Raw genomic sequence first — 21,549 nt, forward strand, 5'->3', positions numbered from 1 at the left:
GATCAATGTCCCTTCGATTTAAGCAGCGCATCGAGGCGAGGATAAACACGCCGCGCGTTTCCTTCATAAATCTTGTTCCGCTCTTCCACGTCGACATGCGCCGCTTCGATATAGCGCTTCGTATCGTCGAAATAGTGACCCGTTTCCGGATCGATGCCGCGCACTGCACCGATCATTTCGCTCGCAAACAGAATGTTGTCGACGGGGATCACGCGCGTCAGCAAATCGATACCCGGCTGATGGTAAACACAGGTGTCGAAGAAAATGTTGTTCAGCAGATGATCCTTCAGCAAAGGCTTTTTCAGTTCCTGTGCGAGTCCGCGGAAACGTCCCCAGTGATAAGGAACGGCGCCGCCGCCGTGCGGGATCACGAAACGCAACGTCGGGAAATCGCGGAACAGATCCGATGTCAGGCATTGCATGAACGCGGTGGTGTCAGCATTCAGATAGTGCGCGCCCGTGGTGTGGAAACACGCATTGCAACTCGTGCTCACGTGAACCATAGCCGGAATGTCGTACTCGACCATCTTCTCGTAGATCGGATACCAGTAGCGATCGGACAGCGGCGGGCTGGTCCAGTGACCACCCGACGGATCGGGGTTCAGATTGATCGCGACATTGCCGTACTGCTCGACGCATTTGACAAGTTCGGGGATACACGTGGCGGTATCGACACCGGGACTTTGCGGCAGCATCGCTGCCGGCACGAAGTTATCGGGGAAGAGTTGGCTGACCCGGAAGCAAAGCTCATTACAGATTGCGGCCCACGTAGCGGAGATCTGTGCGTCGCCAATGTGATGCGCCATGAAACTTGCACGCGGGCTGAAGATCGTCAGATCGAGGCCACGCTCACGCATGAGCCTCAACTGATTGCCTTCAATCGATTCGCGCAATTCGTCATCGCTAATCTGCAACTCGGACGCCTTCGGCATCTCGGACGGATTCTTGATACCCGCAATCTGGCGGTTGCGCCACATCTCCAGCGCTTTTGGCGCGGTGGTGTAATGGCCATGAATGTCGATGATCACCGTCTCTCCTCAGAAAATTGATCTAACCAGCGGCGCGCTGCGGCAAAGCCGCACGCGCCGCCTTGATTCAGTGTGCCGCGTTCGTACGAGGCGCTGCTTCGCCGGCGCTTACGCGCTGGCTCACCAGAATAGCAATGGCAGCGAGCGTGGCGGGAATAGCCAGCATGGCGAGAATACCGCCGAACTGCCAACCCAAACCCAGCAACGCGCCACCAATCGCGGAGCCAAAGATGCTGCCGAAACGCCCCATGCCAAGCATCCAGCTCACGCCCGTGGCACGCGCCACGGTCGGATAACGGCCAGGCGCATAAGCGTTCAAACCGGTTTGCGCACCGCTCATGCAGAAGCCTGCGGCAAACACCAGCATCGCGAGCGACGATGACATTGCGCCGATGTAGCCGAGCCCGAGCACACACAATGCACCGCCCAGATACGCCGCACTGATCACCGGAGCCGGGCGAGCCTTGTCCATGATCCAGCCCACCAGGACTGCGCCGACCGTGCCACCAATCTGGAACATTGCCGTCACGTTGGCGGCTGCGGTAACCGTCAGACCCGCATCCTTCATCAGCGTCGGCAACCAGCCGGTCAACAGATAGATCACCAGCAGGCCCATGAAATACGTGACCCACAGCGCGATAGTCATCGTGCTATAGCCCTGCGAGAAGAGCACGCCAATCGGCTTGCGCGTGGGCAGCGGCGGTTCATTCGAAACGAACACTTCGTCGCCGGCAAAACGCGCGCCGCACACGCGGCCCAGAACAGCGCCAATACGCTTTGACGTTGCGCCACGCACTGCGAGCAAACGGGCCGACTCAGGCAGCAACCAGATTTGCAGCGGAATCAGAACCAGTGGCAGCGTGCCGCCGAAAATCAGCACCGAGCGCCAGCCGTGTACCGGAATCAGCCAGCCTGCAGCAAAGCCGATCAATGCCGAACCCAGGTTGAAACCCGTGAACATGATGGTGATCAGCAATGCGCGCTTGCGCTGTGGTGCGTACTCCGACAGCAGCGTCGTCGAGTTCGGCATGGCAGCGCCGAGTCCGATTCCGGTCAGCAGACGCAGCAGCGCCATAGCGGCCGGTGTTTGCGTGAACGCTGTCGCAATCGTGAAAACGCCAAACAGAAACACCGAAGTAATCAGCACCCATTTGCGGCCGATACGATCCGACGCAGGGCCCGCAGTCAGCGCGCCGATCACGAGACCGATCGGCGCGGCACTCATCACCAGACCGAATGCGGGGCGCGAAATCGCCCAGTCGTGAATGATGGACGGCGCGACAAAGCCCATGATCGCGACGTCCATGCCGTCGGCGGTCACAACCAGAAAACACAGCGCTACCAGTAGCCACTGATACGCCGAGATAGGCCGCTCGTCGATGAACGCCTTGATATCGATTCTCTTACCGCTCGTTGTTCCACTCGTCATCAGATTTCTCCTGTCCCCTTCATTGGTTTTGTAGCGCGGCCAAAGCCGGCATTTGCCTTACGATCAGTGCAAGAGCAGGTGCCGTCCCCCTCGGCCGGAGCCTCAGGCTGGATACTTTCATCGCCCCCGTTGCCGGTCGTGTCGATGGTGCGTCGCCTACCTTCCTCATGTAACTGACGCCGAAGGTATCCGTTCGACCACTGCTTCCAAAAGTGCGGGTTAACCAGATGCGTGGACGAAGTATCCGCTTTTTCACTGTTCCGCATAGCACCGCCGAAACCAGCGAAACCCCTTCCGAAAGGCTGTCAAATAAGGTTGAAGGCCGCCTCGTCGGCCCTCCAAAGCAGCCTCGGCGACTGCCCGACGAATTACACCTCGATAAACAAATCAGATGACGCACGAACGAAGTCGCATAGAACGGGTAAGCGAGCCCGAGTTTTTGTCCAGACTCGCAAAGACAGGCACGTGCGGGCGGAACGAAACGCGGCACTGCGTTGGCTAATAGCGGTGACTTCTGGCGCGCGACAGCACGCAACGCGTGGGTCGCCGAGCCCAACGAATTTGAATCTCTTTCAATCTCTTTCTCCATCTAAAAAAATTATTGCGTGTTGTAGCGGGGACCATTGCGGAAATGCGCAATCCGCCTCGGTCGATAAAGCGAAAGCCCCTGCACTGCGGGACTTCGAGCAACAGCGATTGAAACGTAATGTTTCTGCAAGCAAGTTATGACCGCTTCTCAAGCCGCACGACTCTGGTTAACCCCGGATTTCGTCGCCGTCATGGCGCGGCTAACGTCGCGTCAAAACTCAGCCATCGCGCTCACTAGCCATATGATTCGGCCGGCTTTGCCACCCCGGCCTTCTATGGATACGTGGAGGCTGCGCGTTGTTCGCTGTATCTACTGAGAGAGCACAAGAATGAGCGGAGACAAAAGCACTTACTTCACGCATGAAGACGACGATCGGTCTCGCGCTGACGCACTCCCAATACCTGTACGCAACATACGGTAAAAACTAACTGGCCTTACCTCTTCCAGAAAGTCACAAATAAAACAATTAGCTATGTTGATTAACATTGCGGGCGCACAACACATAACACAGCGCGCCTTGCGCAAGAGTGCCGTTCTATTTAGTGCCCAAGTATTAAAAAAAGGAGATGTGAATCGATGAAAACAAACACCAGATACGCAATGCATTGCGAGTACGTCATATGTTCTGAATGTACGCGCGCGGTTCTGATGCTCGATACAAAAGACACGTCAGGGAGACAAGCATGAGAGCTTTGCATCCTCGCCAGTTATTCACCCAGGCCCGTGCGCGCACAGTGTCGATATTGACCCTGGTCACCGTCTGCGTCGGCGCCACGATTGTTGCGGCGTGCGGCGGTAGCGTCAGCAGCAGTGGTGGTGCCAGTACCACTACTACTGCGGCGTTATCGGTTGTCACTCCGGTTGTCGACTGTTCGAAGCTGGCCGCGATCGACATTACCGACATCGGTGGCGCAGGCAGCTCGATCACTTCCGCGACCGTCACCGCTGCCACCGTCAACGGCGCGACAGTCAACTTCTGTACGGTGAAAGGCACGCTTGCTCCGTCGAACACGTTCGAAGTCGCGTTACCCGTCAGTACCTACACGCAACGCTTTGCAGCGTTGGGTTGCGGCGGCCTGTGCGGAAATCTGAGTGACCCGACCCAGCAAAGCTCGTTCAGTTTCAGCTACACCTGCCCGCTGGTACAACACGGCGGTTTCGTGACGGCAGCGACCGATATGGGCCACTCGGGTCAGAGTTCAAGCTGGACCACCGACCCGCAAAAGCAGGCTGACTTCGCTTATCGCGGCCAGCACATCACGACGCTTGCGGCGAAGAAACTGATCAAGGCCTATTACGGCCAGGTTCAGAAGTACTCGTACTTCATCGGCTGCTCTGACGGTGGCCGCGAAGCGTTGATGGCCGCACAGCGCTATCCGGCAGACTACAACGGTATCGTCGCGGGCGCTCCGGCTGCTCACTTCCAGATCCAGAACTCGCTGTATCACGGCTGGAGCGTGGAATCGAACAGCACCACCGGCAACAGCACCGGCAATGCCGTGCTCTACGCAGACAAGGCGCTCGTGTTGCACAAGGCAGTCGTCGCTGCGTGCGGTGGCCAAACCGGCGTACCTGACGGCCTGCTGACCGATCCGCGCACGTGTAACTTCAACCCGGCATCGATCCAGTGCGCGAACGGCGCGACCAGCACCAGCAATTGCCTGACCGCAGCGGAAGTCGCAACCGCCAGCAAGATTTACGGCGGACCGGTCGATGCTACGACGGGTGAACGCATGCTCGCAGGTTCGCCGCAACTGGGCTCGGAAGCGAACTGGGTTGGCGTCGAAGTGCCGACGACGAATTCGACGGACGCACCGGTGCCGGTCACGGGTCTGTTCAGCTATTCGATCGTAACGGGCGCCTATAACCTGATCTTCACAGGTTCACCGAGCATGCCGAATGTCGACACGTTCGGCTATCAGGATGCAAGTTTCTACCCGACGTTCCTGGCTGCAAATCACCCGCTCAACGACGCAACCAACCCCGATCTTTCCGCCTTCCAGAAGGCAGGCGGCAAGCTGATCCTGTGGCACGGCTGGGCCGACCAGCATATCTCGCCGCTGTTCACGATCAACTATTTCGAGGCGATGCAGAACACGATGGGCGAGTCGAACGTGAGCCAGTTCGCGCGGATGTACCTCGTGCCCGGCGTCGGCCACTGTGGCGGCGGCGAAGGCTTCCCGAACATCGACCTGGTGACACAGGTGACGGGCTGGGTCGAGCAAGGCACGGCACCGAACGCGGTGATGACGTATCAGACCGATTCGTCGAATGCCGTGACGGCGTCGCGCCCGGTGTATCCGTATCCGGCAGTGGCGAAGTTCACCGGCACCGGCGACTGGCACAACGGCGCCAACTATGTTCAGGGCGACCCGCTGTACAACGCATCGGCACCGGCTTGGGCAGGCTCAAGCTTCTACACCGCATATACGGCAAAGACACAAGGTGTCGCAGCGCCGTAAGCCAGTTGTCGAAGCTGATTAAAAGCCGGCTCTCGGGAGCCGGCTTTCTCCGAGCGAAATTGCCTTGATGGCGGCAATTTCGCTTTTCCATTTGCAGAGGTAAATGCGCCGTTATCAGCTCTCTTCCTTCCCTGCGCCATCCCAATCGAGTTTCCCTGCCGACTTTCCCGCCACCGAGTACAACGCACCTGGCGCATTTCTCGTGCGCTGGAACTCTTCGAGCGTTTCCCCGCGCATCGCTGCATAGATATGAAGATTCGATACGCCGACCACTGCACCCAATTTTTCGAGCATGAAGAAGATGACGCCATAGTGCAACAACGCGCGCCAGTCGCGCCGGCGAATCAGATCGCGCTCTTCGGCGGATAATCCCGCTGCCTCGAAACTGGCTTCCGGGTCGCGAACGAATGCCTCCCGATGAGCCGGCTCCACCATACTGTGCAGGTAGTTGTTGATGCGGAATGCCCTGACCGCAACTTCAATCGAAAAGGGATAGGTACCCGCCAGTTTCTCCGCGTCGGTCAATTGAACCGCCATACGCTGCCGATGGCGTTCAATGATCGAAGGCTTCGTTTGGCCCGCTTCGCCTTCGTAGATCGCAGTCGCAATGCCCGCCATGGACGGCAGGTAATAGCTGCGATGTTTGCAAACCACGTTGGCCGACAGCGCACCGCGCATGGTCAGCCACATGACGACTTCCGCACCTTCATAGCCGCCGAGTTCCGCGTATTCGGCGAGCGTCATGCCGGCGAGCTGCTCGGGATCATTTTCAAAGAGATCCAGAAAGCGCTGATCCCATTCCGTATTGTTAAAGCCCGCGCGCTCTCCGTGCACCTGATGCGAAAGGCCGCCTGTGGCGAGGATCGCCACCTTCAGATCTTCCGGATAACTTTCAATAGCGCGCCTGAGTGCCTGACCTAACTTATAAAAGCGACGCGCGCTGGGCATGGGCAATTGAAGTACCCCCATTTGCAGCGGCACCAGCTTCACCGGCCATTCACGCTCATGCGGGCACAACATGGACAGCGGAGAAAAGCAGCCGTGATCGAGTGCCTTGTTCTGAAAGAACGACATGTCGAACTCGTCGGTCATCAGCGAGTTGCCAATGTGGGCGGCCAGTGCCGGATGTCCCTTGATCGGCGGAAGATCACGCGCGCCGCCGCCCTCGTCGGCAACCGGCCACTCCGGTCCGACACCCAGCGCAAAGGCCGAGTAGTGATCGAAAAAAAACGACGTGACGTGATCGTTATAGATAGCGACGATGACGTCAGGACGTTTTTCGTCAAGCCATTCGGCGAGTGGCGCGAAGTTTTCGAAGATGGGGGCCCAGACAGGATCGTCGCGCTTGTTCTTGTCGAAAGCGAACCCGATGGTGGGTGTATGCGAGGCGGCAATGCCGCCGATGATGCGTGCCATACCGTACTCCCTTGAAAACGCGTTGAACCGGTGCTGTTATCGCGTGGCACCGGTTGATCGAGGCGAGCGTCGACACCATGACGTTAAAGCGCAACGGCTCCGCAGTCGGTGAGGATTGGCGAATCTTGCCATAAGCGAACGACACTGGAATTGATCCAGCGCCATGTTCGCGCCAGCAGGCCAATGCGATGAATTCTCCTACGTTTTTTCGGCATCCGGCGTATGCGATAAAGCATCCGCGTGATGCCTATCGTCGCGAGTCGACAGTATTGTTTATTCGTTCGACGACAACGCTGTGGCGCGAACCCAACGCTCTTTCAAACCACGTTGCGAAGTAGCCCGAAGAGCTTTCTCTTTTATTTATCGGGCTTTCGGTTGTCGAGTCCTCATTCTTACAAATCTTCGGCGCGTCGCATGGGTCAATCGGGTTCGTCACCAAAGTACTCACAACAAAAATAGCTTATTTTTCAACGCACTATCGCGTCACCCCCAAAAAAGCCGACAACTGAAGCGATCGCAGTAGTTCGCGTAAACCCCGGAATTTCTGGTGATATTGCGAATGACATCGACCGATTTTCCGACGGTTTTAGCCACTTCCTTACGGTCATCGCGCCGACTATATTGAACCCCGTTCAGCGTCGCTGCTGCACCGCACGAGAAACAAAATACCCGGAGACGATCGATACACACGTTCGGTAAAGCGCAAATTACGGTGGTATCGACGCACTCATCGCGTTGACCACGTAACTCACCGCAGCAGCAGATTTCCGCCGGTGTGGGCCGTGTGCCTCTGGAGGGAGGCCGTGATCCGGTTAAACGACGTCAGCGCGTGCAACGACCGCCAGAAAAATATTAATCATTTACAAACTGAATCAGTTGGAATTACTAAATAAAAGAAGGAGATCATTTCGATGAAAAAGACACAAATTGCACTCGCAGTTCTCGCAGGTACTTTTATCGCTACGGCGGCGCATGCTCAAGGCAGCGTCACTCTCTTTGGCATGATCGACACAGGCATCACGTATGTGAGCAATCAGTCCGGCAAGAGCAACGTCAAGATGGACGACGGCGTGAACGGCCCGAATCTGTGGGGCATGAGAGGTTCGGAAGATCTGGGCGGAGGCACCAAAGCGATCTTCGAACTCGTGAATCAGTTTCAGGTCAACAACGGGCAATTCATGCCCAACTCGAGTCTGTTCAGCCGCACGTCGCTGGTGGGCCTCGTCAATGACCGCCTTGGCAAGTTCACCATGGGCAACCAGTATGACTTCATGACAGACTCGTTGTATTTCGGCGGGAATGACCCGGCTGAAATTTCAGGCCACTTTTACGATTTCCGCGCAGGTCCGTTCCAGAAGCTCGATCTGCCGTCGAATGCAACCGGTGCATTCGACTGGGACCGCATGGCCGGTGAGCGTATCGCCAGCTCGGTTAAATACGTCACGCCGATTTTCGATGGATTCAGCGCGGGCGCGATGTACGGCTTCGGCGGCGTAGCAGGCTCGATTGGGGCGGGCAACTCGACAAGCTTCGCCCTCAACTACGCGGCGGCCTCTTTCGGCGCCAACGCTGCCTACACGAATATCAAGTACTACACCGCCGGATCGCCGCAAGTCAGCGTGCGCAATTGGGGCGTCGGCGCGCACTACAAGTTTGGCGCGTGGTACACCAACGCATTGTTTACCACTGTCCATAACTCCGCGAACGGCGGCTCGGTGTATCAGGGTTCGGCAGGCGCGCACTATAACTTCACGCCGGCACTCAGCGCGGGTGCATCGTATATGTACATGAAAGGCAACTCGGTCGTCGACAACAACCATGCTCATCAGGTCGCGGGTATTGTCGATTACGCGTTGTCGAAGCGTACAAGCGTCTATGTACTCGGCCTGTATCAGCGTGCAAGCTCAGGCGGCCTCGCGCAGATCAACGGCATGAACAGCTCGGACGGCGCGTCCAGCGGCACCACCCAGGCCATTGCGCGCGTGGGCCTGCATACGCGTTTCTAATCCGCAGATGCAGGCGACGAATGGGGCTCACTCACCGGCCTCGTTCGTCGCATTCGATATTCAGAAAACAATGGTTGGGAACGGGTCCACTGCTACTCAGAACCCGCGATCCCGACCTGACAGGAGAAGAATCATGAAGCGAATCAGGATGCACCTGCTTACGGTGCTGGCTATTGCTGCGTCGTTGTCGGTCGGAACATCGTCGGTATTCGCACAGGCATCTTCTGTGCCGGCGACGGGCGCGGCAGCATCTACGCCCACGTCGAAAAGCGCGGCTAAAGCGCAACGCAAAGCCGCGCGCAAAGAAGCCCGCGCGAAGAAAAATGCCGAACTCAAGAAACTTGAAGACGCTGGCGTCAATCCGGCCACACGAGACGACGAAAACTACTCGAAAGATCTTCAGAATGCAGAGAAAAAGACAGGTGCCGCTCACGGCGCAAGTCAGTGAGAATTTGGCGGCGAGGCATTGTCTCACCTGACACGCGCCGCTCAATCTTTCTTTCTGGGCGCAAGGGTAGAACGGGCTTTCGAATCTGCCTGAAAAAAAACGATAGTTACAGCTTGTGTTGCGCGCCGGATGTCAGAATCTAATTCTCTATCGGCGCGCACCCTCTTCCGCCAGGGCACCGCAAGCATTTTTCCGCACGGGCATCAGCTCTCTTCGATCTGAATGCCCTGCTCGCATCTACCGCCTGATTTCAGGCCGTTGTGCTGATAAAAATCCCGCTCACGTTAGACGTACCGTTTTGCAAACTACTCGCAAGCGTGGTTAGAAACGTTTGCAGATTCGCGGTCGAACTGGCGGACGACGGATCACCCGGCGATCCCAGCGCCGTCAGGAGATTCTGAAAATTATCCGACAGCGACCCGTCATCCGACGACGTATCTGTTGTATTTGCATCCGCCGACGTATTGTCCGAATCCGCACTCGACGCAGAGGACGACGTCAGCGACTGCGCGAGACTCTGGAGTGCCGACGCCAGATCACCACCGTAGCCTTGCGCAATTAGCGGCGGAGGGGGCGGCTCAAGCATGGTGTCATCGGAGGCCACCTCGGCATCATCTGTGCCATCAGTGCTATCCGCGTCATCCGTATCGTCCACGTCGTCGGTGGAGTCTGTATCAGGGCTTGCGTCCACGCCGTCTATCGTCTCGGAGATACTGATCGAAACCGTGCCGTCGGTAGCGGACGACGCCGATCCCGGACCCGCTGCCTGAAACAACCCGCCAAGGAACTGCTGAAGCGCCGCGTTGATCCCACTAGCGGAAGTCGAAGAAGTGGCCGACGTCGAGTCAATTGACAAGGAGTCAGGAGTCGAGGCCGTCGACGATGTGCTGCCGGAAGACACGCCAATCTGCGCGAGTGCGGCCGCGATTGCAGCGGCCAGCGGATTGGTGGCCGACGCACTGTCAGTCGACGACGAGTCGGAGTCGTCTGCCGGTGAATAGGTCTTCGCATTGCTCGACCACCATGCCGGCGTGCTGCCAGTGCTTCCCGATAAAGCGGAAATGGACATCAATGTACCCCGTAAGATTAGCGAGACCTCCCGCAGAGAGGTCGATCCAGTTTGTGGAAACGTTAGTCGCTATTACGGCCGAATTAGCTTAAATCTAAGAGCACATTCAGTGAGACTGGCTTACCGATTCTTTTCGCGGATTCGATCTGAGAGAAAATAATTGGTAAGGTATTTGGCTAAACTAATATGTTCTCGCCATCCGCCACTTCGGAACCACATGTTCCCCTACCCGCGAATCAATATTCGTCGGCGCACCGGGGTCAGGAACATCGACACCCGGCCGTGCTTTAGCAAAGAAAATCGGTGTTCTGTTCGGCCACATGACACATGTGGCCCGCGGTTCAATCTGCCGCCCCGGAAAGAATCTGCTGGATGCCCTGTACGAAGGCTTCAACCGGCTGACCGCCGGTCATCAGATGGCGGCGATTGAATATGATGGACGGCACTGACTGAATACCCATCGCATGGTTGTTCCGCTCTTCCGCGCGAACTTCGGCGGCGTACTCCCCACTTTGCAGGACCTCGCGCGCCCGCACAGCATCGAGTCCGACTGATTGCGCCGCCTCGATCAGCACTTCATGGTCGCTCGGATCGCGGCCCTCGGCATGATATGCGCGAAGCAGAGTCATTTTGAGTGGCAACTGCGCACCTTCGAGACCGGCCCAATGAATCAGGCGGTGCGCATCGAAAGTGTTATACACGCGTGTACGTGGGCCGAATTCAAAACCGACGCTTGCACCTCGCTCACGGATCATCGCCTGAGTTTCGGCGATCTGTTCGGGAGTGCGTCCATATTTCTTGCCGAGATAATCGACGATATCCTCGCCGCCCGATTCCATGTCCGGATTCAATTCGAAAGGATGCACGACGACATTTGCATCCACCGTGTCGCTCAGGCGGGACAGGGCGAGTTGAAGTGACGAGAGTCCAATAGCGCACCAAGGGCACGCGATATCGGAGACAAAATCGATGGTGAGCGACTGTTTCATGGCTTTCAGACCTGGTTTAACCTGTTGCGCCACGAGCGTGGCAGGAGAGACGGCTGCCTGCCAGCGTAGCCTGGATTGCCGGGTCTTGCAGCGCACAGCGGACGCAGGCGCTTACGGCTCGCAGATAGACAAATCCACAAGGCAAAAACCGTTTCATCATGAAACTGTTACCGAAAAATTCCGAGACATATCATAACTATTTTATGTATGCCATCCACTTCCGCTCATTCATTTACGCTGAACGCTAGATAATACATTTAGTGAACGCTACACTAAGTGTCATTCACGCTAATGCACGGAATTGCTGCGCAGCATCGCGGTCATTGATGAACGGGTTTTACAATTGAGCTGATTCACCTCCTATGCTTTTGGCGCATACATATACAAACCATTGAATTTAAAGGGATTAAAAAAGCATGGTGACGCCTATCCTTTGATTGACATGCAATAGACGATTACGAAATGCCTGCTGAATTTATCGCTCGCATTACCAATCCATTGTGCATATTCAGCATTTGCCACGACATAAATAGCGCAGCCGATCAGGATCAATATCCAAGCAGGCCTGAAGGCGTAACGTAACGGCTGAGTCGGACTTCGCAAAACGCGGTCCAAACGCATTACCTGCGTTTTTCAAGTCGATCGCGTAAACGGGGAGCGAATTTGGCAGCAAAAGCGCTCCGGAAATTCCTGGTAGTTTCCTGATTTCATCTAGATGAGCACAACCAGAATACCGCCGTGGGGCATTCGTAAGCTGGGAGCGATCCGTCCGCTACTCGCGAGGGCATTTGTTCCTGCCGCGCGCAATCTGCAATACATGAGTCGCAGAATGCGTCCGCTCGCGATCATTGCGATCATCGGCTTCCCGCTTTATTACTATGTCTGGCACGATCTCTTTCCGCAGACTTACGAGAACCTGCCGCTGCGGTTGATCGGCTCCGCGCTGTTCGTCCCCATTCTGTTCTCCGGGCGCTGGCCGGAACGCGCAAAGCGATTCTTGCCCTATTACTGGTACGCAACGATCTTCTATTCGCTGCCGTTCTTCTTCACGTTCATGCTGTTGAAGAACAATGGCTCCACGGTATGGATCGAAAGTGCATTGATCGCTGCCTTCGTGCTGGCGGTGCTGCTCGACTGGCTGATGCTGATGCTCAATTTCATCATTGGCGTCGGCGTGGCACTTCTCGTGTATTGCCTCACCACTGACCCGATCGTTTTCGGCGCGACCTATCCGATCCACCTTGCGATTTTCTCGTTCGCGGTCGCCATCGGTGTCGTGGCGAACTACGATATGGATCGCGTCAGGATCGAACAGGAACGCGCCATGCTCGCCACGGCAAGCAGCATTGCTCACGAATTGCGTACTCCGCTTCTCGCGATCCGTGCCGGTGCTTCCGGGCTTGGCCGCCATCTTCCTTCGCTGCTCGAAGCCTATTCGATCGCCCAGCAGAGCCAACTGGAAGTTCCGCGCGTTCGCCTGGTACATCTCCAGTCAATGGACGGCGTGCTATCGCGCATCGAACAGGAAGCGATTCACTCGAATGCGATTATCGACATGTTGCTCGCAAATGCACGCTTTACGAGCGGCTTTTCACACGGCGCCGTCAGTTGCTCGATTGCGCAGTCGGTCAGAAACTCACTCGAGCGCTATCCATTCCGCGAAGGCGAGCGCCAGAAAGTACTCACCGATCTCGCCACTGACTTCAGCTTCCATGGCTCCGAGATGCTGATGGTCCACGTTCTGTTCAATCTTCTGAAAAACGCATTGCGCGGCATGGCGAGCGTGGAAAGCGCGCTGATCTCGATCCGGCTCGTAAGCGGCCCGCGAAACAATCAGCTGCTGTTTCGCGACACCGGAGCGGGAATCGCGCCGAATGTTCTTCCGCACATTTTCACGCGCTTTTATACCTCGCCGACCGGTGTCGATGATGCGTCGATCGGCACGGGCATCGGCCTTGCCTTCTGTCGCGACGTAATGCGCGCGATGGGTGGCTCGATCGAATGCAAATCGGTCGAAGGAATGTTTACCGAGTTCACTTTGACGTATCCCCGGCCATGACGAAGCACGCAATCAAGCCTTTCTATTTTCCGACGACAGTGACCTTCGTCGACGACAGTTCGACCTTTCTGTCGAACCTGTGTCTTCAGCTTGACCCAGGGCTCGCGTTCCGTCTTTTCAGTTCGCCTGCCGACGCGCTCGAGTTCGTGAATAACCGTCCTCATGCCGGTCTCTCCGACGAACCGATTTTCGCGCCGTTTCGCGACCGCACCGACGAAGACGTCGCCCAGCAGGTTATTGCGCTGAGCGTCAAAACGGTGCGCCAGCAGGTTCTCAACGCTCACCGGTTCCGCGCAATGTCGGTGGTGGTCATCGATTACGACATGCCTGGCATGAACGGCCTCGAGTTCTGCCGCCGCATGACGGACCCGGCTGTGCGCAAGATCATGTTGACCGGCAAAGCCGACGAGCATATCGCCGTGCAGAGCTTCAATGAAGGCATTATTCATCGCTTCATTCGCAAGCAGGATGCGTCGGCGGTGCCGGCGCTGAACCGCGCTGTGCAAGATTTGCAGAAGGCCTATTTCGACGACGTGTGCCAGTCGATACTCGATACTCTCGCTGTGTCGGAATACGCGTTTCTGCGCGATGAAACGCTCTCCGCGCGGGTGAGTGCACTCTCTTCTTCTCTGGGTATTGTCGAACACTATCTGTCGTACTGCCCCAGCGGACTGCTGATGCTCGACAGCGCAGGCAACTCATATCTGCTAATCGTGCATACGGAAGAAACGTTGCGGGGTTTGCGCGAGATCGCCGTCGAACAGGGCGCACCGGCGGGCTTTCTGGACGCGCTGGACAGTCGGCACAGTCTGCCGTACTTCTGGCAATCCGATGGACACTATCCGGCCGGCTGCATCGCATGGCAGGACTATATGCACACGGCAACGCAATTGAACGGCAAGCAGAGTTATGTTTATGCAGTCATTCCGAATCCACCAGGACTGGATCTGGATCGTGTGATCAGCTACGACAACTACCTCGAAAGACTTGACCGCGATATGTAAAAGACGAGGAGTCCGCGAATCCGCACTCCTCGTCCAGCTGCTACCGCACTATCGGTTTATAAAGCCATCAGGCCGTTACCGCACTTCTCTCGCTGACAAACTCGCGCTTGCGTCTGCGTGACGACAACTCGTCGCCGAGACGGCGTGTAGACGGCCACTTGTCGAGTTCGACCTCACTGCGAATGTCGCGGCACACACTTGCCACTCTTTCGAGTTCGGCATCGCTCAAACCTGCATGGATAGACAGCCGGATCAGCGAGCGATTCCGTGGTGTCGCCGGTGCGCAGAACACCGAGCCGAAAATGCCGCGCGACTGCAACGCATCGCGTAACACGATGGTGCGTTGCTCCGTACCTGCTTCAAGCGCGATGATCTGGCTCTGACTCCCATTCAGGTTGTACCCCAACTCCGTCAGCCGCTGCCTCAACCATGCGGCACTCGACGCAAGCCTCGCGCGCCGCTGCTCTGAGCGCTCGATTACCGAAAGCGTCGCGTCGAGTCCGCTGATTTCGTGCGGCAGCAAAGTCGAACTAAAAATGGCGGGGTTCGATTCGCATTTGAAGTACTCCTGGAATTCGACAGGGCATGTGACGAAACCAGCCCGCCCGGCGAATGCCTTCGCAAGACTCGCGGTACGGAATGCGACGCGCGACTCGAGCCCGAGTTCGACCACCAGTCCCGCTCCATGCGGACCATGAGTGCCGAGGGAATGCGATTCGTCGACAACGAACACGCAATCGTGCAAATCACACACATCCGCCAGTTCGGCAAGCGGGCAAACACTGCCAGTCGTGCTATACACCGAATCGACCAGTACCACGCCCTGTCCATATCGCAGGATTTGCTGTTCGAGGTGGAGTGCATCGTTATGCCGGAAAGCGACGGGCACCGCGCCTGCGCTGCGGACACCTTCCCACAACGAAGCGTGCGCCATCATGTCGACATAGACCGGCGTTTGCTCCGATGCAATGGACTGGATCAAACCGGTATTGGCCGCATAGCCCGACTGACACAACACGCCCGATTCCGCGTGCATGAAGGTCGCCAACCGGTTCTCGAATTGCAGTTGAGGACAGTCGCCGTGGAGGAATACCGCTGACATCAATAACCCGTTACCGCTCTGGAGCAGCGTTCTGGCGACGCTGGCAATAATGTCCGGGTGCCGGGCAATGGCGAGGTAGTCGTTGCTCGACAAATGCAACGCATCAGCTCCCGGAACGAGGCCATGCATGATATGCCCGCCATTCCAGGTCTCCTGCACGCGTTCGCGGTAATACTTTTCGACACGCGAAGTGACGAAACCCGGCAACGCTGGCCGGGAGTGGTCCGGAGTCGACCGGTTGAAAGCATTCTTCATTTTCAGCTCCTTATGGTTAGCTACCCGTAGCGGACAGCGGGTCCATAGTGAGCCTGTCATTTATGACGCGTAAGCAAAGTCTTCGAGGTTATGCTTTATAAAGCACGATCTGTTTGAAAAAAGACTCTAATAGCTACGTTGTGGCGATTGACGACGAGTTCCTTACACAAAGATTCGACGCATTGTCGAATGCGAAATGAATAACAACGCTAATTGAACGGTTTTCTCCGCGCGTTTGAAAACCGTTCCGAAGTACCAATAGCTTGCAAGTAAAAAGTACTGACCGTTATGCGTTGATGAGTCGCTCGATGACTCGACGCGCGCGATTAGGACCCACGTCTACATGAATATCGAGCCGCGAGCGGGTCGGAAAATTGAGTTGATTCCGGTACTGCACTTCGATGATGGCTTTGTCTTCATCGAATGTGGCCGCCGTTTGCTCCACAACTGTTTGCGCGGCGTTCTCGCGGTCTGGATGCGGATTGGTCGCGACGCTCCAGAAGTAGTGAGTGGTAGTGTCGGTTTCGGGCGTGATTCCATGGAACCCGCGCATATGAAAGCCGGCACGATCAGGGTTATCGAAATGCCCTGAACCTACGTCCATTGCCCCTGTCCAGATGCGTACGTGAGTCACGTGAAATTCGATCTCCTGCCATCGGTCGACACGGCCCTCGAAAGGCCACGCAGCGGTGTAAGTGGGCGGCGGTTCGGAATCCGGCATCAACCGGACGAGACGCACCACGTCGCCTTCGCCACTCACTTTCGTCTCCGCATTCATATGAACGCGCGCATTACCACCAATAGTCTTCAGATGCACATACCCGAGATGGCTCAGATCCATCAGGTTATCGTGAATCAACTGGTAAGGCGCGTCGTAGTGATAGCCGCCCCCGCCAACTGCAAAGTCCGGGTGGCCGTGAATGGGATAGGACGGCGGCGCTTTAGTCGGCAAATCGTCCGGCGTCGCGCCGATCCACACCCAGATGATCTTGTCCTGCTCCTTGACCGGATAAGAGGTCACCTTCGCTTTCGACGGAATGCGCTCCTGTCCGGGTATTTCAATGCATGTACCCGCGCAATTGAACAGCAGGCCGTGGTAACCGCATCGCAGGCCGCCTTCTTCGACTTTTCCGCAAGACAGCGGCAACTCCTTATGACAGCATCTGTCTTCCAGCGCACCGACTTCTCCTGACGGCAACCGGAAGAACACAATTGGGCGGTTCAGAATCTTTCGTGAAAGCGGTGCGTCTTTCAGGTCCCACGTAAAACCCGCTACCCACCATTGGTTCATAAGAAAGGAGTGCGCTGGGGAAGCGGGAATAGCGTCAGTGCTTTGCATATTCATATCGCCATCAGAAAAGTATTCGTTCGTCGGATAAACGAGTGCCTCGACCTGCTTTCAAAGCCGGCCTCGCGTCGTTACAGATCGAGGACGAGTAACGGAGATCTGGCGCGTGAGCAGCACGGCAGGAACTGATCGTTGGCCGCCTGTTCTTCGGGCGTCAAATAGGAGTCGAGGTGATCGGGTTCCCCTGATAGAACCCGAGTAAGACACGTACCGCACACACCCTGCTCGCACGACGTCATCACCTCGATCCCATTCGCCGCCAGAGCCTGAATAACCGTGCATTCCGACGGCACTTCGATCGTGGCGCCGCTACTGGCAATGCGCACATGAAAACTACCGCTCGCTGCGCTCTGGTCGACAGATGCGCCAAAGAACTCATAATGCAGGCGGTTTTCCGGCCAACCGAGTGCGCGAGCAGTATCGAGTACAGCGTTCATGAATCCGCGAGGACCGCAGACATAAAGATGCGTACCGGCCTGTGCAGTTTTCAGCACCTGATCGATGTCCAACATCGATCCGCTATCGTCGTAATGAAACTGGACCGATGCCGAAAATTTGCTCTGCGCGATGTGCTCGGCGAAGGCGGTTCGCTCTCTGGATCGCGTGCAGTAGTGCATGTCGAAAGACTCACCCGATGCCGCGAGACGTTCCGCCATACAAAGGATCGGCGTTACGCCAATTCCGCCGGCCAGCAGCAGATGATGAGCCGCCTCACGCGCCAGAGCAAAGTGATTGCGTGGTGTGCTGATCTGGAGCCGGTCACCTTCGTGAAGTAAATCGTGCGCCGCTTTCGATCCTCCCCGACCCCGTTCGTCGCGAAGTACCGCGATAACGTAACGGTGCGTTTCCGTCGGGTCATTGCACAACGAGTACTGGCGCACCAATCCGCCAGGAAGATGCACGTCGACGTGCGAGCCCGCAGCGAAAGACGGCAATGAGCGGCCGTCTTCTCCGGCCAGTTCGAAACTCGCAATATCGAGTGCTTCACTGCATTTGCGAGTGACGACTACATTCAAAATAGAATCCTTCACGTTGCCGCCCGCACTGGAATAACGCGTGAAACGGGGGACTGCGGCGCACTTTCGCTTTCTTCTTTATTAACTTGCTCGAGTTCGAGCAAGCGGTCGATCACTCGCCGCGACATCACGCCACCGGCATCGATATTCAATTTGAGCAATTTGCGGTGCGGCCACTTCAACAGGTTCTGCTGCTGGCGTTCCAGCATCTCCAGATCTTCGCTGAAAATCTTGCCCTGTCCTTCGCGGATGCTGGCCGTCAGCGCCGCATCATCGGGACGAAAGTTACGCGCCATGCCCCAGAAGTACCAGATCGAGGTTTCGGTCTCCGGCGTAATGAAATCCACTACGATTGAAGAAGCTTTCCTGTTAGCCGGTGCGTGATAACCGCCATGACCCGCGTGCGCGACACCGACTTCGATCAGCACGTGACTCGGCGGCGAGAAGTGGCAGATCTGCCAACGGTCGACGGGAACATCGTCCGCAAGGCCATTGCCTCGCAACGCCATTTTCCAGAACGACGGCGCGGCAACATTTTCCATAAAGCGGCTCGTCGTGACAGTATCGCCTTCGCTCGTGGTTTTCGGCGCGGCTTCGTCGATTTCCTTTTGCCCGATGCTGTCCGCGTGCACATAGGTCTCGTGCGTGAGGTCCATCAGGTTGTCGATCATCAGCCGATAGTCGCAACGAATGTGATAAAGGCCGCCCCCGTATGCCCATTCCGCGCTTTCCGCCCACTCCAGATGATGCAATTTCGCCGCGTCGGCCTGAGTCGCATCGCCGGGCCACACCCAGATAAAACCGTAACGTTCGATAACCGGATAGTGGCGAATAGAAGGAAAACCATTGACGCGCTGGCCGGGCATACCGGTCACCTTGCCCTGGCATCCCATTTCGAGTCCGTGATAACCGCAAACGAGCGTGCCGTCACGCACGAAACCCAGCGACAGCGGTGCGCCCCGATGCGGGCAAAAGTCCTCCAATGCGACGGCGGCGCCATCCGCATTTCGATAGAACACCATTGCTTCTCCGCAGATCTGGCGACCTAACGGCTTGTCCGTGATTTCGTCGGGCATACACGCGACGTACCACGCGTTTTTGGGGAACATTTGAGTCTCACTCCTTATTTTTAGCGCGCGCAACGGCTTCAATCTGGTTGGCGTCGATAAGTCCACTGACGAGTCGCGATCACTCTTCATTCCGTATACTCATTGAGATTCAGTGTACTCAATATAACTTTGATGATTAAATGAAGGTTTTCCCTAACACCGACTTTCAATCAGCAAACGCGGCGATCGTGGACAATGCTCACGCTTGCAAAGTCCGGCACTGTCGCAAACATCGGCGACTTCCGATGCGTGCCAGTCAACAGCTTTTCTCTATTTCCATGGCCACATCACCAGACAACACCGCTTCGGCGATCAGCCTCGACCTCTACGATCAGCCTGGGCATCTGATCAGACGGGCACATCAAATTTCAGTGTCCATGTTTCATGAATTGCTGGGTCGCGAAGTGACGCCCGTCCAGTACTCGATACTGCGAATGCTTCACGAGTTGCCCGGACTGGATCAGGTCACTCTCGCGCAACGGGTCGGCCTCGATACGTCGACCACCGCCGACATCGCCGTGCGACTCGAAGCAAAGGGCTGGATTGTTCGCGAGGTTCTGCCGCGTCGCCAACGTCGTCTGCTGCTGACGCCGGAAGGCGAGAAGCTACTCATTCAGTTTATTCCCGCCGTCAATGCATTGAGTCACGGCCTGCTCGACGGAATGGGAGAAGAAGACGCGCAACAGCTATTGCGCCTATTGCGGAAATTCGTGCATTTGAATAACGATCAGAGCCGCGCGCCGCTGCGCAGCTCTACCGACGACGCAGCTTCAGATTAGCAACGTCGTTGAACATCTGGCGCGAAGCGAATCGTGGCGAGGCTTCGCCACGATCGCCATTCGCCTTTTAGTGGCGGCGGAGATTGGACAAGATCATATCGAGGTCGACTGCGCGCGCCATCGCTTCGTAACCCGCATCGCTCGGATGCAGGTGGTCGCCGCTATCGAATACCGCGCGCATATGGTCCGGGTTGGTCGGATCGCGTGTCACCTTGTCGAAGTCGATCACTCCGTCGAATGCATGGCTCGTTCTGATCCACTCATTCACCTTGAGCCGCTCCTGTTCGCCCGCCGGCGTGCCGTAGTCGGTGTGGTAGGTGCTATTCGATCCCATGAACGGCAAGAGCGTGCCGCCGTAAATGCGCACTCCGGCCGCGTGAACCTGCGCGATGACCTGCTGCATGGCCTGGATGATGTCTTCCGCCTTGGCCGACTTGTCGCCGATATCGTTGATGCCTTCGAGGAACACCACGGCGCGCAGGCCCGGTTGAGTCAGCACGTCGCGCGCCAGACGCTCGCTGGCCGGGACGCCGAACATCGCCTGATCGCGGTTCGTCAGCAACTCGTTACCGCTGATGCCCGCATTGGAAACCGACAGCGCCGCGCCTTTGCGCAGCGACATCCGGCGAGCCAGCGCGTCGGGAAAGCGGCGGTTTTTGCCGGTCGTCGACAGATAGCCGTCGGTGATCGAATCGCCAAACGTGACGAGCGTTCCTTTGACCGTGGGCGCTGCGTCGACATCGACGCCAGAGACGAACATCCAGCAACTCACCGGGCGCGTGAACGCAACCGTGTTGCCACTTCCGGTCTGGTTGCCTGCGGACAGATAGCTCGTTTGCGTCGCGAGGAAGTGCTGCGTGGCAGGCCCCGTGTTCGCCGGAAGATAAACGCTGACCGCAAGCGCGTCGAACGATTTCACCGGTAGATCGACCACGTCGCTGAGCGCTTCGCCACCTGCGGGAACCACCACTTCCTGTGCGCCGCTGAAATGCAGCACATGCGAATCGCCTTCGAGGCCGGGGCCATCGCCTGAAGAAGGGGCGACGGAGGCCGCGCCGACCCGCAACGGCACCGCTCCGCCCGCGTTTGAAATCCGCACGCGGAGTCGGTCGCCGCCCGTGCTGAGGTACACGATATTGCGGACTGTCTGATCCTGCACGCCGACGTCGGAAGGACAGGCTTTGGTGTCGAAAGTCGCGCCTTTAGTCGGACTTCCCTGCCAGCTATTGACCCAGTTGCCCCGTTGCGGACTTTCGGCCGCGTGGGCTCCTGCGAGCCCGATTAGCGCGGGCGCCATCAATGCGACACTCCATTTTGCGAGTGCGCTCGTACCGTGCTTATGTCGAATTACGTTACCGTGATGGCGATCAAAACGGGCTTCCCGTTCTGCATTTGTCTCGCGTCGTCTCATCTCTTTTCCTTTTTGTTCTGGAGCGGAAAA

Annotated in this window: 16 protein-coding genes; 6 read left to right on the forward strand and 10 right to left on the reverse strand. The window is 57.0% G+C overall.

The window, feature by feature from the left end; translation table 11 throughout:
* Nucleotides 1–2 precede the first annotated feature (2 nt).
* Nucleotides 3–1,028 (reverse strand): amidohydrolase family protein, encoded by a 1,026-nt coding sequence (locus ABH945_RS26775; protein WP_429252530.1) that lies wholly within the window; start codon nucleotides 1,026–1,028, stop codon nucleotides 3–5.
* A gap of 67 nt (nucleotides 1,029–1,095) precedes the next feature.
* Nucleotides 1,096–2,457: an MFS transporter gene (locus tag ABH945_RS26780; RefSeq protein ID WP_074767320.1), complete on the reverse strand. Its 1,362-nt coding sequence runs from the start codon at nucleotides 2,455–2,457 to the stop codon at nucleotides 1,096–1,098.
* Between the two features lie 1,272 nt (nucleotides 2,458–3,729).
* Here ABH945_RS26780 and ABH945_RS26785 point away from each other — a divergent pair.
* Nucleotides 3,730–5,508: a tannase/feruloyl esterase family alpha/beta hydrolase gene (locus ABH945_RS26785; RefSeq protein ID WP_429252531.1), complete on the forward strand. Its 1,779-nt coding sequence runs from the start codon at nucleotides 3,730–3,732 to the stop codon at nucleotides 5,506–5,508.
* Between the two features lie 114 nt (nucleotides 5,509–5,622).
* On the opposite strand, the gene ABH945_RS26790 is transcribed toward ABH945_RS26785, so the two are convergent.
* Nucleotides 5,623–6,924 carry a gallate dioxygenase gene (locus ABH945_RS26790; RefSeq protein ID WP_429252532.1) on the reverse strand — a complete coding sequence of 434 codons (1,302 nt, stop codon included), beginning with the start codon at nucleotides 6,922–6,924 and terminating at the stop codon, nucleotides 5,623–5,625.
* Nucleotides 6,925–7,835: 911 nt separating this feature from the next.
* Between ABH945_RS26790 and ABH945_RS26795 the strand changes: the two genes are divergently transcribed.
* Nucleotides 7,836–8,930, forward strand: a complete 1,095-nt coding sequence (locus ABH945_RS26795) for a porin (protein ID WP_074767312.1) — start codon at nucleotides 7,836–7,838, stop codon at nucleotides 8,928–8,930.
* A gap of 133 nt (nucleotides 8,931–9,063) precedes the next feature.
* Nucleotides 9,064–9,378, forward strand: coding sequence for a DUF4148 domain-containing protein (locus tag ABH945_RS26800; protein ID WP_429252533.1), 315 nt, complete (start codon nucleotides 9,064–9,066; stop codon nucleotides 9,376–9,378).
* 250 nt (nucleotides 9,379–9,628) lie between these two features.
* Here the strand turns inward: ABH945_RS26800 and ABH945_RS26805 are convergent, their stop codons facing one another.
* Complete coding sequence (locus ABH945_RS26805; RefSeq protein WP_429252534.1) at nucleotides 9,629–10,447, reverse strand: hypothetical protein; 819 nt, start codon at nucleotides 10,445–10,447, stop codon at nucleotides 9,629–9,631.
* Between the two features lie 341 nt (nucleotides 10,448–10,788).
* The gene (locus tag ABH945_RS26810; protein ID WP_429252535.1) at nucleotides 10,789–11,436 is read right to left on the reverse strand and encodes a DsbA family oxidoreductase; all 648 of its coding nucleotides are present in this window, start codon (nucleotides 11,434–11,436) and stop codon (nucleotides 10,789–10,791) included.
* An 817-nt stretch (nucleotides 11,437–12,253) separates the two neighbouring features.
* Here ABH945_RS26810 and ABH945_RS26815 point away from each other — a divergent pair.
* Nucleotides 12,254–13,495: a sensor histidine kinase gene (locus tag ABH945_RS26815; protein WP_429252536.1), complete on the forward strand. Its 1,242-nt coding sequence runs from the start codon at nucleotides 12,254–12,256 to the stop codon at nucleotides 13,493–13,495.
* The gene (locus tag ABH945_RS26820) at nucleotides 13,492–14,499 is read left to right on the forward strand and encodes a response regulator (protein ID WP_074767301.1); all 1,008 of its coding nucleotides are present in this window, start codon (nucleotides 13,492–13,494) and stop codon (nucleotides 14,497–14,499) included. Before ABH945_RS26815 ends, ABH945_RS26820 begins: the two co-directional genes overlap by 4 nt.
* A 67-nt stretch (nucleotides 14,500–14,566) precedes the next feature.
* Here ABH945_RS26820 and cqsA read toward each other — a convergent pair whose 3' ends face one another.
* The 4 genes from cqsA to ABH945_RS26840 form a co-directional block, all read right to left on the reverse strand.
* On the reverse strand, nucleotides 14,567–15,856 hold the full coding sequence (gene cqsA / locus ABH945_RS26825; protein ID WP_429252537.1) for an alpha-hydroxyketone-type quorum-sensing autoinducer synthase: 1,290 nt from the start codon (nucleotides 15,854–15,856) through the stop codon (nucleotides 14,567–14,569).
* A 286-nt stretch (nucleotides 15,857–16,142) separates the two neighbouring features.
* The gene (locus tag ABH945_RS26830; RefSeq protein ID WP_429252538.1) at nucleotides 16,143–17,201 is read right to left on the reverse strand and encodes a Rieske 2Fe-2S domain-containing protein; all 1,059 of its coding nucleotides are present in this window, start codon (nucleotides 17,199–17,201) and stop codon (nucleotides 16,143–16,145) included.
* Between the two features lie 74 nt (nucleotides 17,202–17,275).
* Nucleotides 17,276–18,235 (reverse strand): PDR/VanB family oxidoreductase, encoded by a 960-nt coding sequence (locus ABH945_RS26835; RefSeq protein WP_429252539.1) that lies wholly within the window; start codon nucleotides 18,233–18,235, stop codon nucleotides 17,276–17,278.
* Nucleotides 18,232–19,329, reverse strand: a complete 1,098-nt coding sequence (locus ABH945_RS26840) for a Rieske 2Fe-2S domain-containing protein (protein ID WP_429252540.1) — start codon at nucleotides 19,327–19,329, stop codon at nucleotides 18,232–18,234. The genes ABH945_RS26835 and ABH945_RS26840 overlap by 4 nt, the downstream gene beginning before the upstream one ends.
* A 278-nt stretch (nucleotides 19,330–19,607) precedes the next feature.
* On the opposite strand from ABH945_RS26840, the gene ABH945_RS26845 reads away from it, so the two are divergent.
* Nucleotides 19,608–20,108: a MarR family winged helix-turn-helix transcriptional regulator gene (locus ABH945_RS26845; RefSeq protein WP_074771031.1), complete on the forward strand. Its 501-nt coding sequence runs from the start codon at nucleotides 19,608–19,610 to the stop codon at nucleotides 20,106–20,108.
* 67 nt (nucleotides 20,109–20,175) lie between these two features.
* Here ABH945_RS26845 and ABH945_RS26850 read toward each other — a convergent pair whose 3' ends face one another.
* A complete protein-coding gene (locus tag ABH945_RS26850) occupies nucleotides 20,176–21,405 on the reverse strand; it encodes an SGNH/GDSL hydrolase family protein (RefSeq protein WP_429252541.1) in 1,230 nt (409 codons plus the stop codon).
* Between the last annotated feature and the right edge of the window lie 144 nt (nucleotides 21,406–21,549).

This window comes from Paraburkholderia sp. GAS333 (genome assembly GCF_050435665.1).
Lineage (GTDB): Bacteria > Pseudomonadota > Gammaproteobacteria > Burkholderiales > Burkholderiaceae > Paraburkholderia > Paraburkholderia fungorum_A.